This is a genomic window from Marilutibacter maris, assembly GCF_006546735.2.
In the GTDB taxonomy this organism is placed as follows: Bacteria; Pseudomonadota; Gammaproteobacteria; order Xanthomonadales; family Xanthomonadaceae; genus Marilutibacter; species Marilutibacter maris.
The window spans coordinates 1-14,218 of the sequence record NZ_VICD02000226.1; the positions used below are offsets into that span (position 1 = coordinate 1).

The window sequence follows — 14,218 nt, forward strand, 5'->3', positions numbered from 1 at the left end:
CGCCCGACGACCTGGCCGCGGCCGGGATCCCACCCGCGACATGAACGACTATCCGACACGACTGGGCTTCGACCAGGCCCGGGCCATCATCGACACGGTCGCCGCCGCGCATCGGCTGGAGCGCGAGCGGGTGCCCCTGGCCCGTGCGCATGGACGGGTGCTGGCGACCGACGTCGATGCGCCGATCGCGCTGCCGCCGTTCGACAACAGTGCGATGGACGGCTTTGCGCTGCGCCACGCCGATCTGGACGGCGAGCAGACCGCGCTGCGACTGGTCGGCGAGCAGTTCGCCGGCGTCGCCAGCGGGCAGGGCATCGGCCCGGGCGAATGCCTGCGCATCACCACCGGCGCGCCGCTGCCGGCGGGCGCCGATTCCGTCGCGATCAAGGAGAACGTCCGCGTCGACGGCGATCGCGTGTGGGTGCCGGGCAGCGTCGCGCGCGGCGCCAATGTCCGTCATGCCGGCGAGGACGTGAACGTCGGCGATCCGGTCCTGGCCGCCGGCGACACGCTGACCCCGGCCCGGGTCTCACTGGCCGCCTCGCTCGGCCTGGACACGCTGGAGGTGTCGCGGCGGCCGACGGTGGCGGTGTTCACCAGCGGCGACGAACTGGTCGAACCGGGCATGGCGCTGGCCCCCGGGCAGATCTACGACAGCAACCGGGAACTGTTGATGGGCCTGCTGCGAGCGGAAGGGCTGGAACCGACCGCGTGGCCGCGGCTGCCCGACGACCCGCGCGCGGTCGAAATTGCCCTGCGCGACGCCGGCTGCGCATTCGATCTGGTGATCACCTGCGGCGCGGTGTCGGCCGGCGAGAAGGATCATATTCCCGAGGTGATCGAACGCTTCGGGCGGATCCATTTCTGGAAGGTGATGATGAAACCCGGCATGCCGGTGCTGTTCGGCAGTCTCGACCAGTGCCGCTTCCTCGGCCTGCCCGGCAATCCGGTGTCGGTGCTGGCGACCTGGCTGAGCCTGGGCCGGGCCCTGGCCGACGGCCTGCAGGGGCGTCGGGAACCGCGTCCGCAGCGGCGCGCGCGGCTGGCGGCGCCGATCGACAAGGCCCACGCCCGCCGCGAATTCCAGCGCGCCCGCGTGGACAGCGACGATGACGGCGTCCTGATCGCGACCCCGGACCCGGCGACCGGTTCCCACCGGCTGGCCGCGGCCGCCGCCGCCAATGCCCTGGTCGTGGTGCCGGAAGGGCCGCAGATGCTGGCCGCGGGCGCCGTGGTCGAGGTCCTGGACTATCCGTAACTGTCGGCGGCGACAGTGGGCAGGGCAGCGGACCCGATTGGCGCAATTGGCGCGATAATCGGCGCATGGACATCGAACACCTGACTCCGGCCCAGGCCTTGCGGCGCCTGCGCGAGGGCTGCCTGCTGATCGACGTGCGCGAGTCGCACGAGCGCGCCACCGGACATGCCGAGGGCGCGCGCGGCATCGCCCGGGCCGAACTGGAGGCCGAGCCGGCAGCGCTACTGCCGGACCCCGACGCACCGGTGATGCTGATCTGCCAGGTCGGGGGGCGCTCGCTGAAGGCGGCCGAGGCGCTGCGCCGGGCCGGCTACGCACGGGTCGCCTCGGTCGATGGCGGCACCGAACGCTGGATCGCCGAGGGCCTGCCGGTCGAGATTCCGGCAGGCGATACCGATTTCTACGACCGCTACTCGCGCCACCTGCGCCTGCCCGAGGTCGGCGAGGCGGGCCAGCGCCGGCTGCAGGCCGCGCGCATCGCAATGGTCGGCGCCGGTGGCCTGGGCTCGCCGGCGGCGTTCTACCTGGCCGCCGCCGGTGTCGGCACCCTGGTGCTGGCCGACGACGACGTGGTCGATCGCAGCAATCTGCAACGGCAGATCCTGCACACCGACGACCGGATCGGAGTCGCCAAGGTCGAGTCGGCACGGACCGCGCTGTCGGCGCTCAATCCGCGGGTGCGGGTCGAGGCCTTCGCCGAACGCGTCAGCGCCGCCAACGTCGAACGGCTGATCGCCGACGCCGACGTGGTCATCGACGGCGCCGACAATTTTCCCGCGCGTTATCTGCTCAACGACGCCTGCGTGAAACTTGGCAAGCCGCTGGTCTACGGCGCGGTGCACCGCTTCGAGGGGCAGGCCAGCGTGTTCGACGCCGGCCGCCGGCGCGGCGAGGCGCCGTGCTACCGCTGCCTGTTCCCGGAGCCGCCGCCGCCCGAGGCCGCACCCAACTGCGCCGAGGCCGGCGTGCTCGGCGTGCTGCCCGGCGTGATCGGCCTGTTGCAGGCGACCGAGGCGATCAAGCTGGTGCTCGGGCTGGGCACGTCGCTGGGCGGACGCCTGCTGCATTTCGACGCGCTCGGCATGCGCTTTCGCGAGACCCGGCTCTCGGCCGACCCGGATTGTCCGGTCTGCGCGCCGGGCCGCGAGTTCCCCGGCTACATCGACTACGCCGCGTTCTGCGCCGGCGGCTGAGCGCGGGCCCCATCGCTCACTCCGTCGCGACACCGCCTCTGGAACGATGCCCCGACACTTGGACCGGAATCCCGACATGCATGTCCGCGGCCTGGAAGCGGCCTTCGCTTCGCTCGCTTTCGCGCTGGGGCTTTGGCTGGCGACGCCCGGGACCGCCTGGGCCGGCGGCGGCTGCCGCGGCGAGGATCCGCTGCAGGCACGCACGCTGGCGGCACGGGTGTCGGCGGTGGCCTGCCGCGAGAACCGGCTCTGGTACGAGGCGTTCATCGATATCGACGGGCGTCTGGCCAGCACCACCGTGGCCGAGATGGAGGCCGACGCGCTCAGCGACGGCATGACCCCGGCTTGGAAACGGGTGGTCGATTACTGGCGCGGCAGCGGCCTGCTCGGCGCGGTCGCGCAACGGCCCGGCGCCAGCACCTGCGAGTACGTGACCAACGACAGCTACGCCTCGCCGAATTGCCGCGGCTTCCTGATCGACACGCCGTGGTCGGCCGCCTTCGTCTCCTACGTGATGATCCAGTCCGGGGTGCCGGGATTCGCCGCCTCGCCCAGCCACATCGACTATGTCCGCGATGCCTACCGCAACCAGGAACACGGTCCGTTCCGGATCGCCGATCCGCTGAGCGAGACGCCAGCCGACGGCGACCTGTTGTGCTTCACCCGCGGCGCCTCTTCGGTCACCGATCATGCCGCACTGATGACCTGGCTGGGCACGAACGGCTCGGGCGCACTGGCGATGCATTGCGACATCGTGGTCGACGCCAACGGCAGCGGCGACGGCCGCGCCTACCTGGTCGGCGGCAATGTCTTGCAGGCGGTGACGATGCGGATCCTTCCGATCAACCATGCCGGCCGGTTCTGGAACCTGCCGCAGGGCCGCAGCATCGGTTGCAGGCCGTCCAACCCCGGGGCCTGTTCCTTCAACCGGCAGAACTGGGTCGCGCTGCTGAAACTCAAGCCCGGCCTGCCGATGCCGACGATGCCGGCCAGCCCGCGCGACTGGCAGCCGGCGGCACCGCAGGAGCAGTGCTGCATCCACTGCGTGGTCGGTTCCGGAGTGCCGCGCTGTCCGAATCCAGCGACGCCCTGAGCCGCGGGGACCGGGTCGTGGCAGGCCTTCAGCGGGTCATGTCGACCGCCGCGCCGTCCGAGTCCCGCTGTGAGGCATCCGCCTCGACGGCAGGCACGTCGAAGAAAGCGGTCAGGGCTCCGGCGTACTCGGGGCGCGCATCGAAACCGTTGTGACGGGCGCCGGCCAGGGTCAGCACCCGTGGCGCGCGCGGCAGGGCCTCGACCAGTCGACGGGTATGCGCGGCCCGGATCACCTCGTCGGCGCTGGCCTGGACCACCAGCACTTCGCCGCGATAATCGGCCAGGTGCCGGGCCGAGTCGAAGCGGTCCTGCATCAGTCGCCCCACCGGCAGCCACGGATAGGCCGAGCCGGCGACCCCGACCAGGCTGTCGAACGGGGTGACCAGGGCCAGGCGCCGGACCGGTCGCCGCGCCGCCAGTTGCGCGGCGACGCCGCTGCCCAGACTGCGGCCGATCACGTCGATGCCCGGGTGGCGGGCGGCGGCGAAATCGTGCAGGGCCAGGGCATCGCCCACCAATGCCGCTTCCGACGGGTTGCCGTCGCTGGCGCCGTAGCCGCGGTAGGCCAGCAGGTAGACGGTGTGATCGGGGAACCAGGCGGCGAAGGCCTCGCGGTTGTGCTCGATCGCCTCGGCATTGCCGCCGAAGTAGAGCAGGGCGCGCGCCTGGCCGGGATTGAGCACCCAGCCGCGCAACACCGCGCCACCCCGGGCCAGCTCGAAGTCGGTCGCCTGGGCGGCGACCCGGGTGACCTGCGGAAAATAGACGAAGTCGCGCTGCTTGGCGTACATGAAGCCGCAGATCGCGGCGTAGCCCAGCGCGGCGAACGCGGGGAGGCCGAGCGCGTACACCCAGAGCCCGCGTCGCGGGGGGGCCGTGGTGCTCGAACGGCTGGCGGCGCGCGGCGGGGGCTTGTGGGGCGTGGTCACCGCTGGCGACTCAGTCGTGGCGCTTGCGCGCGGCCTCGAACGCGGCCAGTTGCTCGGGCGTGGCCGGCTGCTGGTGCTTGGCCTTCCAATCGCCGAAGGGTTCGCCGTAGACGGCTTCGCGCGCCTCGTCCTTGCTCATGGTGATGCCGCGCGCCTCGGCCGCCTCGCGATACCAGTCGGCCAGGCAATTGCGGCAGAAACCGGCGAGGATCATCAGGTCGATGTTCTGCACATCGGGGCGGGCCTGCAGCAGGTGTTCGCGCAGGCGGCGGAACACCGCGGCCTCGATATGCAGGGTTTCGTGATCGGTTGCGTTCATGACAGGAATTCGATGCGGGGCCGCGTCGCGCGGCCGGATGGGGGATAATGCTCGGCTTCGAATGTAGCGCAGGCCCCCGGAATCCGCATGAGTGACACCCCAGCCCGCATCCTCGACGGCAAACGCATCGCCGAGGACCTGCTCGATTCACTCAAGGCCCAGGTCGAGGCCCGACTGGCCGCCGGCAGGAGCCGCCCGGGCCTGGCGGTGTTGCTGGTCGGCGACGATCCGGCCTCGGCGGTCTACGTGCGCAACAAGCGCCGGGCGGCCGAGAAGGTCGGCATCCGCGCGGTCGATTTCGACCTGCCGGCCGACACCTCCGACGCCGAGCTGGCGGCGTTGATCGACCGCCTCAATGCCGATCCGGACATCCACGGCATCCTGCTGCAGCTGCCGCTGCCCGACCGCCGCGACGCCAATGCCCTGATCAAGCGCATCGATCCGGGCAAGGACGTCGACGGCTTCCATCCCGAGAACGTCGGCCACCTGGCGCTGCGCCAGTTCGGCCTGCGTCCGTGCACGCCACGCGGGATCACCACCCTGTTGGCCTATACCGACCGCCCGGTGCGCGGCCAGAGCGCGACCATCGTCGGCGTGTCCAACCACGTCGGCCGGCCGATGGCGCTGGAGCTGCTGATCGCCGGCTGCACCGTGACCAGCTGCCACAAATTCACCCCGCCGGAGGTGCTTGAAGCCTCGGTCCGCAACGCCGACATCCTGGTCGTCGCGGTCGGCCGCCCGGGCCTGATTCCCGGCGAGTGGGTCAAGCCCGGCGCGGTGGTGATCGACGTCGGCATCAACCGCCTCGACGATGGCCGCCTGGTCGGCGATGTCGGCTTCGCGGCCGCCGCGCAGCGGGCCAGCTGGATCACCCCGGTGCCGGGCGGGGTGGGACCGATGACGGTCGCCACCCTGATGCAGAACACCCTGGAGGCGGCCGAGGCGGCCGGATAGTAGGCGCCACCGGCTGCGCCCGCCCTGGTCCACCGAGCTCGGTAGGAGCGGCGCAAGCCGCGATGAAGTCCTCGCGGGAACGTCCGGTCGCAGCTTACGCAGCTCCTACAGGAGCGGTCGCCTTCTCTCGCGGGAGCGGCGTGAGCCGCGATCCCCGGCCCGTGCCCGGGGGAGTCCCCGGATTCTGCGGCGCAAACCTCGGGCCCCGCCGTTGCGCCTCCACACCCCCATTCGCGCTGCGCGCGAATCGCCCCCTGACTCAGGGGGTTGGGGCATGCCGCTCCCGGGGCTTTCGGGGCCGGATCGTCCCGCTGGCGGGACACGGAGTTCAGCATCCGTGCGCACGTGCGGGGTGTCGAACAGGTTACAATGGCGCGCTTCATCCTCCCCGGTCCCGCCCATGCTGCGCATCCAGGCTGAAGCGCTCACCTACGACGACGTATCGCTCGTACCGGCGCACTCCAACGTCCTGCCCAAGGACGTCTCGCTCTCCACCCGTCTGACCCGCGACCTGACCATCCGCCTGCCGATCTTGTCGGCGGCGATGGACACGGTCAGCGAGGCCCGCCTCGCGATCGCGATGGCCCAGCTCGGCGGCATCAGCATCGTCCACAAGAACATGAGCGCGGAGGCGCAGGCAGCCCAGGTCGCAAAGGTCAAGAAGTTCGAGGCCGGAGTGATCAAGGAGCCGTTCACCGTCGGTCCGGAGACGACCATCGGCGAGGTCCTCAGTCTGACCCGGGCCCGCAACATCTCCGGCGTGCCGGTGGTGGAGGGCGGCCAGCTGGTCGGCATCGTCACCAGCCGCGACATGCGCTTCGAGAAGAAGCTCGACGATCCGGTCCGCCACATCATGACCAAACAGGACCGCTTGGTCACCGTCGCCGAGGGCGCCTCCGACGAGGAGGTGCTCGAACTGCTGCACAAGCACCGGATCGAGAAGGTGCTGGTGGTCAACGACGGCTTCCAGCTGCGCGGGCTGATCACGGTCAAGGACATCCAGAAGAAGCGCGACAACCCCAACGCCGCCTACGACAGCAGCGAACGCCTGCTGGTCGGCGCCGCGGTGGGTGTCGGCGGCGACACCGAGGCCCGGGTCGAGGCGCTGGCCGCCGCCGGCGTCGACGTGGTGGTGGTTGACACCGCCCACGGCCATTCCCAGGGCGTGCTCGAGCGGGTGCGCTGGGTCAAGAAGACCTTCCCGCAGTTGCAGGTGATCGGCGGCAACATCGTCACCGGCGACGCCGCGCTGGCGCTGATGGACCACGGCGCCGACGCGGTCAAGGTCGGTGTCGGCCCCGGCTCGATCTGCACCACCCGCATCGTCGCCGGTGTCGGCGTGCCGCAGGTCACCGCGGTGGCGATGGTCGCCGACGCGCTGCAGGACCGCATCCCGCTGATCGCCGACGGCGGCATCCGTTATTCCGGCGACATCGGCAAGGCGATCGTCGCCGGTGCGTCCAGCGTGATGATCGGCGGCCTGTTCGCCGGCACCGAGGAGGCGCCGGGCGAGGTCGAGCTGTTCCAGGGCCGCAGCTACAAGAGCTACCGCGGCATGGGCAGCCTCGGCGCGATGGAGAAGGGCTCCAAGGACCGCTACTTCCAGGATGCCTCCGACGCCGACAAGCTGGTGCCCGAGGGCATCGAGGGCCGGGTGCCGTACCGCGGCCCGCTCGGCAACGTCGTCCACCAGCTGGCCGGCGGCCTGCGCGCGACCATGGGCTACGTGGGCTGCGCGACCATCGAGGACATGCGCACCCGGCCCAGCTTCGTCCGCGTGACCAACGCCGGCAGCCGCGAGAGCCATGTCCACGACGTGCAGATCACCAAGGAGCCGCCGAACTACCGCGCCGGCTGAGGCCGGATCGGTGACACGCGGACTCGTAGGCTGCGGGACGCTGCTGGCGGTGCTGGTCGGCGGCTGCAGCACATCGCAGGGACCGGGACCGTCGCCGCAACCGGCTGCCAGGTCCGCGGCCGCGCAGATGGAACAGGTGCAGGCTTGCGGCGCCTCTTTCGGTATTCCCGGCGGATGGCGGTCCAGGCAGGTACGGCCGGGCCACTGGCGACTGGTGGACGCGTCGGAGCAGGGCATCGTCGTCGACGTGCGTTGCCTGCCTTCGCTGCGGTTCCCGCACGAGCGCTGGAACGAGATCGCCGACGTCGCCGCGGCGCTGGAACTGGACGGCACGCAGCTCCCCTCGCAGGACCAGCTGCGTTACCTGGAATGGATCGAAGGGCGGCAGGACGCCGCTCGAGGGCGGGTTTCCAACCTGGCCGCGCTGCGCAGGGAAGCCTCTGAAACACACCCGCACGGCCTGCGCCGGCAGGTGGCGCTGTGGCCGGTCGACGGCGACTGCGACCGCGATGTCCGGCCGTGCTCGGCGCTGCTGTCGATGCGCTGGTCCGCCGACATACCGGCGCAGCAGGCCGGCTACGACGCGCTGTCGGCGACGATGGCGCAGACCCTGCAGTTGCCTGAACCGCACTTCTGAACCGCACTACTGAAGCCCTGGGGCGCCCGATGACCGACATCCATTCCGACAAGATCCTGATCCTCGACTTCGGCGCGCAGTACACCCAGCTGATCGCCCGCCGCATCCGCGAGATCGGCGTCTACTGCGAGATCTGGGCCTGGGACCACGACCCCGCCGAAATCGCCGCCTGGGGCGCCAAGGGCATCATCCTGTCGGGCGGTCCCGAGTCGACCACCGTCGAAGGCGCACCGCGTGCGCCGCAGGAGGTGTTCGACGCCGGCCTGCCGATCCTCGGCATCTGCTACGGCATGCAGACCCTGGCCGCGCAGCTGGGCGGCGCGACCGAGGCCGCGGACGCCCGCGAGTTCGGCCATGCCGAAGTGCAGTTGTTGGCCGACGATGCGCTGCTGGGCGGTCTCAGCGACCACGACGGCGAACCGCGCATCGACGTGTGGATGAGCCACGGCGACCATGTCGCCCAGGCGCCTCCGGACTGGACCGTCACCGCCACCACCGACCGCATCCCGGTCGCGGCGATGGCGCTGGAGGACAAGCGCTGGTACGGCGTACAGTTCCATCCCGAGGTCACCCACACCAAGCAGGGCCAGACCCTGCTGCGCCGCTTCGTCACCGAGATCTGCGGCTGCCAGACCCTGTGGACGCCCGCCCACATCATCGAGGACCAGATCGCGCGGGTGCGCGAACGCGTGGGCGACGACGAGGTGATCCTCGGCCTGTCCGGCGGCGTCGACTCCTCGGTGGTGGCCGCGCTGCTGCACAGGGCGATCGGTCCGCAGCTGACCTGTGTGTTCGTCGATACCGGCCTGCTGCGCTGGAACGAGGGCGACCAGGTGATGGCGATGTTCGCCGAGCACATGGGCGTCAAGGTGATCCGCGTCGATGCCGCCGACCGCTATTTCGAGGCGCTGGAAGGCGTCGCCGACCCCGAAGCCAAGCGCAAGATCATCGGCAACCTGTTCGTCGAGATCTTCGACGAGGAAGCCGGCAAGCTGAGCCGGGCCAAGTGGCTGGCCCAGGGCACGATCTACCCGGACGTGATCGAGTCGGCCGGCAGCAAGACCGGCAAGGCCCACGTGATCAAGAGCCACCACAACGTCGGCGGCCTGCCCGAGCACATGAAGCTGGGCCTGGTCGAGCCGTTGCGCGAGCTGTTCAAGGACGAGGTGCGCCGTCTCGGCGTCGAGCTCGGCCTGCCCGAATCGATGGTCTACCGCCACCCGTTTCCGGGCCCCGGCCTGGGCGTACGCATCCTCGGCGAGGTCAAGCGCGAGTATGCCGAACTGCTGGCGCGCGCCGACCACATCTACATCGAGGAGCTGCGCAAGGCCGGCCTGTACGACAAGACCAGCCAGGCCTTCGCCGTGTTCCTGCCGGTGAAGTCGGTCGGCGTGGTCGGAGACGCGCGCGCCTACGAGTGGGTGATCGCGCTGCGCGCGGTGGAGACCATCGACTTCATGACCGCCCACTGGGCGCATCTGCCCTACGATTTCCTGGGTCGGGTATCAAACCGTATTATCAATGAGTTACGTGGCATTTCTCGTGTCGTTTACGACATCAGCGGGAAGCCGCCGGCGACGATCGAGTGGGAATGATCACACGTTAGGCATTGGCTGGTACTAACTGGCATTAAATGATACTTAAGCCCATGTTTTCATGGGCTTTTTTATATTTATGTCTGGCAGTGTTTGGCAACTGATGGCAGCGGGAAGCACCGCTTGAGCGTGGTATCCAAGGTGGTATTATCGAGACATGATGCCATGAGTGATAGCCGATACCATGCTGCTTGATCTTGTGTGTTCATGGTGTCGAAATTCTTTAACTAACTGTTTTTATTGGTTTTATGGCCTGATTTTCGGGTGATATTCCAGCATGGTATTGGAATCGAAGAAGGATAAGACTCTTGCTGACCGATACCAAGCTGCGCAACCTCAAGCCGAGGGATAAACTCTACAAAGTGAATGACCGGGATGGCCTCTACGTGGCCGTCACTCCTGCCGGTTCTATCTCATTCCGTTACAACTACTCGATCAATGGCAGGCAAGAGACAATCACCTTTGGCCGCTATGGCGTTGGGGGTATCACTCTGGCAGAAGCCCGTGAGCGGCTTGGTGAAGCCAAGCGGATGGTCGCCGATGGAAAGTCGCCAGCGAAGGAGAAGGCCCGAGACAAGGCGCGTGTTAAAGGGGCTGAAACCTTTGGTGCCTGGGCGGAAAAGTGGCTACGTGGCTATCAGATGGCCGATTCTACCCGTGATATGCGCCGCTCGGTTTATACGAGAGAGCTAGAAACGAAATTCGGCAATCAGAAGCTGACCGAAATCACCCACGAGGACTTGCGAGCATTAACCGACGCCATCGTAGAGCGCGGTGCACCTGCTACGGCGGTTCATGCGCGTGAGATTGTACTCCAGGTATACCGCTGGGCGACTGAGCGAGGCCAGAAGGTTGAGAACCCGGCAGACCTGGTGAGGCCCGCAAGCATTGCCAGGTTTGAGCCGAGAGATCGAACCCTGACGCCCGAAGAAATCAGGATCATGTACCAGTACATGGGGCGTATTGGTACATCACCATCGATCCGGGCAGCGGTAAAGCTACTGTTGTTGACGATGGTGCGTAAAAGCGAGCTGACGAATGCCACTTGGAGTGAGATCAACTTCAGCGAAGCGCTCTGGACGATCCCCAAAGAACGGATGAAGCGTCGAAACCCTCACCTAGTGTTTCTATCCAGGCAGGCCATGGACATCCTCATCGCTTTGAAGACGTTCTCCGGAGGATCGGAGTATGTTCTGCCGTCACGCTACGATTCTGACGTCCCTATGAGTAGTGCCACGCTGAACCGGGTAATGACGATGACTTACAAGCTGGCTCAGAAAGAGGGGCAACCGCTTGCCAAATTCGGCCCGCACGACCTGAGACGAACAGCCAGTACCTTGCTCCATGAAGCCGGTTACAACACCGATTGGATAGAGAAATGCCTGGCACATGAGCAAAAAGGTGTGAGGGCGATATATAACAAAGCCGAATATCGTGAGCAGCGTACAGGCATGTTGCAGGACTGGGCGGATATGATCGACGAGTGGACATTATAGCGCTCTAAAGGTCAGCAGGTCGAAACGGGAGGGGGATAAGAATGAATATGGAAGAAGAACTAAAGAAAGCTGCTGCTTCTTTATTCAAGGATATGGAATCCATTGCTGACCGAATGCGTGAGTTGATTGTCAAAATGCCTCCGCATGATTTGCTCGGGTACATCTACGCTCAGCACATGATGAAAACAATGGGCAACCAAATAGGGGGCGAAAAGCAAGGCCAAGAAGATGGCCCAGATGACGTGGTTAATGAAAACCAGTTCTTACTGGAGTATGTTCACGCGGTTCTGGCATCTGATGCCGAACCTGCGGATATGGAATTCGACGAAGCACTGTGCGCTGAGCTGTTTGAACTTGGCCGAAAACTAAGAGAGCAGGCCATGTTCTTTGCTATGGCCACCTCCGCTGATACCAAAGATGGCATCTTCGGTCCTAACACGGCCGATATTGAATTCCGTGCGAAATCCACTTGGGTCATGATACGCGGGAATCGTTATCAAGTTTTGGAGGGCGAGTTTTATCGCTACGTTCTAGCGCCTCACAATGATGTTTTGGAGGAGGTGTACGGCATTGGTGCCACCGATATTGCGGAAGGCTTTCAGGCTATGGCCGACGCCACTCGTTCCGGGCACGCCAACGCAATCATTGAGATGATGAAGCAGTTTGAGGCGGTAAAGGCCTTTTCTATAGAGCAAGGTAAGTCTATGGAAGACGCCATGGAGGCATGGGTTGCAGAAAATACGGAGCAGTCCAAAGCGGCCCAGGGGGCGATGGAGGATATGTTTCGCGGTGGTATTGCCAATGTAAGCCGTCACACGAAGTTGCCACCGACATTGCTAGCGGACTTGTCATACCAGCGTGGAGAAGATACAGAGTTCTTCGCTGCGGGCGATTTTAAGGGGACACCCTTTCGGACACTACCCGCACGTAAGAAACCTCTAATTCAGCTTGGATCGGACTACTACGCCGTCGACCCCTGTTTTGCTCGCGATGCGGGGTATCGTGCGCTCCTCTTTAACCTTCTTCAGCGAAAGCCGGATTACAAGAAGGCCTTTAAAGATCGGCAGAAAATGATGAGCGAAGCAGCCTTTGCCGACATTCTAGATGCCCAGCTTCCGGGAGCCACAGTTCTCCAGGAGGTTTACTACAAGGACCCTGACAGCAAGCAGTGGTCCGAAAACGACACTCTAATCTTGGTCGATGATGTGTTGTTACTAGTTGAGGCCAAGGCTGGTGCAGCTGCCACCATCGCATCGCCAGCGCTTGATTTTGGCCGCCATGCTCAATCAGTACAGGACTTGGTACTCAAGGCATATAAACAATGTGCGCGCTTCTTCAATTATGTGAATTCGGCGGATGAAGTGTCCCTCTATCACCTCGTGGATGGCAAATACGAAGAGTGTAGCCGTGTGCGTCGCTCTGACTACCGGGTGATGGTGCCGATTGGGTTGACAGTCGAGTCGTTCTCGCCCTTTTCCACGTACTGTAAAGAATTACCGCAGGTTGAGCCTTTACTTGGAAAGCATGCTTTCATTTCACTGTCCATCGACGATTTGTTTGTGCTCAAGCGACTCTTGCCCACACCCGGGGAGTTCGCCCATTACTTGGAGGTGCGGCAAGCTGTGGCCAGGATACGCGGGGCTCATCTCTTCGACGAGTTCGATCACTTGGGTGCTTACCTGAAGAAGAACCGTTTCGATCAGGATATTGTCGAGCAGCTGAAGGAAGAGAAAGCGAACATGCTTATCTGGGATGGCATGAGTGACATCGTCGACAGGAGCTTCGAGGGTGAAGAGTGGGAAAGCAAACCGTTCCCACGTCAGGAGTTCCCAGAGGAGGTGCTGAAGCTGCTTGGAGCACTCGATAGCACCCGAGCTAGCGGCTGGCTTTCAGCGGAGAGTCATATCCGTGACCTAGGAGAGGAAGGCCGGAAGAATCTGGCCAAGATGCTGTCCGACCTTCGAAAAACACTGATTCAGCATCCCGCTCGTTACTTTGTTCTGGGCGGGGATGGTGTGCCGCTCTTCGTTTGGCTTCAACGGCATGACCACCCAATTGACTGGACTAAGGTGAACAATAAGGCCAGCGCAGGTGCGTTGAGTGTCAAGGCTACTAACGTCATTGGCGTCGTGGCTGAAGTTAGTGCTGACGGCACGTATCTTCAGGCGCAGTCTTTCGAAGTCTACATACCGACAGAACGTACGGAAGAAAACGCCCACATTTACGAAGACGCGGCGAGAATGGCTAACCCTGCACGTACAGTCAATCTCAACCGGGAAAAACAACTCTCCCCTAGTCGCAAGAGCAAAAAAATTGGACGTAATGTCCCTTGTCCATGCGGCAGTGGCATGAAATACAAGAGGTGTCATGGCCGGTGAAGCGTGCTTTCACGGCTGACTAGAATCAGCTCAGGAGTCCAGATTTTTAGCGGCTAAAATTCCTGTAGGTATCCCTCTAGCCTCCCAATAGGAATTCTTTACGTATTGTAGCCAACGCTTTAGACACGGCTTGGCGTGTCATGGGCTGTTGCTTGGCGTTCAGTATTCGTTTTCCAATTTCAGCCTGGCTGAACCCTGACTGCTTGAGTACCAGCATTTTTTTCTTGGTATCCGATAGCTTAGAGTCCACCATCCTGCGAGCAAGGTTACGTAATTCTGCTTTGTCTGCTGACTGCAAAGTTAGACGTAACATTAATTGGAAGAAGTAGCTGTCAATCAACTCATCCCCTGACATGGCGTGAAGCTTGGACCGATTCGCACACTGATGGGTCAGTCGTGTGAGTTCGATATTAAATTGCGTTAGAGAACGTTTTGCCTGTCTATAAGTAGGGTTCCACTCACCATTTGCCAACTTGGGTCTATGCTCTTCGCAGTACTGGTGACTG

11 protein-coding genes and 1 pseudogene are annotated in these 14,218 nt (G+C 64.6%); 9 read left to right on the forward strand and 3 right to left on the reverse strand.

The window, feature by feature from the left end:
- Nucleotides 1–40: 40 nt before the first annotated feature.
- The 3 genes from FKV24_RS13110 (at nucleotide 41) to FKV24_RS13120 (ending at nucleotide 3,544) form a co-directional block, all read left to right on the forward strand.
- On the forward strand, nucleotides 41–1,258 hold the full coding sequence (locus FKV24_RS13110; RefSeq protein ID WP_141482688.1) for a molybdopterin molybdotransferase MoeA: 1,218 nt from the start codon (nucleotides 41–43) through the stop codon (nucleotides 1,256–1,258).
- A 65-nt stretch (nucleotides 1,259–1,323) separates the two neighbouring features.
- On the forward strand, nucleotides 1,324–2,451 hold the full coding sequence (moeB, locus tag FKV24_RS13115) for a molybdopterin-synthase adenylyltransferase MoeB (RefSeq protein ID WP_111266427.1): 1,128 nt from the start codon (nucleotides 1,324–1,326) through the stop codon (nucleotides 2,449–2,451).
- 58 nt (nucleotides 2,452–2,509) lie between these two features.
- Entirely contained in the window at nucleotides 2,510–3,544 is a 1,035-nt protein-coding gene (locus FKV24_RS13120) for a DUF2272 domain-containing protein (protein WP_170288307.1), read from the forward strand.
- Between the two features lie 28 nt (nucleotides 3,545–3,572).
- On the opposite strand, the gene FKV24_RS13125 is transcribed toward FKV24_RS13120, so the two are convergent.
- Together FKV24_RS13125 and FKV24_RS13130 are read right to left on the reverse strand one after the other, a co-directional pair.
- Nucleotides 3,573–4,475 (reverse strand): alpha/beta hydrolase, encoded by a 903-nt coding sequence (locus FKV24_RS13125; RefSeq protein WP_249041016.1) that lies wholly within the window; start codon nucleotides 4,473–4,475, stop codon nucleotides 3,573–3,575.
- A 10-nt stretch (nucleotides 4,476–4,485) separates the two neighbouring features.
- Complete coding sequence (locus FKV24_RS13130; protein ID WP_111266425.1) at nucleotides 4,486–4,794, reverse strand: DUF1244 domain-containing protein; 309 nt, start codon at nucleotides 4,792–4,794, stop codon at nucleotides 4,486–4,488.
- Nucleotides 4,795–4,881: 87 nt separating this feature from the next.
- On the opposite strand from FKV24_RS13130, the gene folD reads away from it, so the two are divergent.
- The 6 genes from folD to FKV24_RS13170 all read left to right on the forward strand — a co-directional run bounded on the left by folD (nucleotide 4,882) and on the right by FKV24_RS13170 (nucleotide 13,712).
- A complete protein-coding gene (folD, locus tag FKV24_RS13135; RefSeq protein WP_111266424.1) occupies nucleotides 4,882–5,748 on the forward strand; it encodes a bifunctional methylenetetrahydrofolate dehydrogenase/methenyltetrahydrofolate cyclohydrolase FolD in 867 nt (288 codons plus the stop codon).
- A 400-nt stretch (nucleotides 5,749–6,148) separates the two neighbouring features.
- Nucleotides 6,149–7,606: an IMP dehydrogenase gene (gene guaB, locus FKV24_RS13140; protein ID WP_141482689.1), complete on the forward strand. Its 1,458-nt coding sequence runs from the start codon at nucleotides 6,149–6,151 to the stop codon at nucleotides 7,604–7,606.
- A gap of 214 nt (nucleotides 7,607–7,820) precedes the next feature.
- On the forward strand, nucleotides 7,821–8,243 hold the full coding sequence (locus FKV24_RS13145; protein ID WP_141482690.1) for a hypothetical protein: 423 nt from the start codon (nucleotides 7,821–7,823) through the stop codon (nucleotides 8,241–8,243).
- A gap of 29 nt (nucleotides 8,244–8,272) precedes the next feature.
- Nucleotides 8,273–9,838 (forward strand): glutamine-hydrolyzing GMP synthase, encoded by a 1,566-nt coding sequence (gene guaA / locus FKV24_RS13150; RefSeq protein ID WP_141482691.1) that lies wholly within the window; start codon nucleotides 8,273–8,275, stop codon nucleotides 9,836–9,838.
- Between the two features lie 308 nt (nucleotides 9,839–10,146).
- A complete protein-coding gene (locus FKV24_RS13165) occupies nucleotides 10,147–11,334 on the forward strand; it encodes a tyrosine-type recombinase/integrase (RefSeq protein WP_141482692.1) in 1,188 nt (395 codons plus the stop codon).
- A 41-nt stretch (nucleotides 11,335–11,375) separates the two neighbouring features.
- A complete protein-coding gene (locus FKV24_RS13170) occupies nucleotides 11,376–13,712 on the forward strand; it encodes a YecA family protein (RefSeq protein ID WP_141482693.1) in 2,337 nt (778 codons plus the stop codon).
- Nucleotides 13,713–13,788: 76 nt separating this feature from the next.
- Here the strand turns inward: FKV24_RS13170 and FKV24_RS19910 are convergent.
- A pseudogene (locus FKV24_RS19910) lies at nucleotides 13,789–14,218 on the reverse strand (LuxR family transcriptional regulator); the annotation flags it as partial.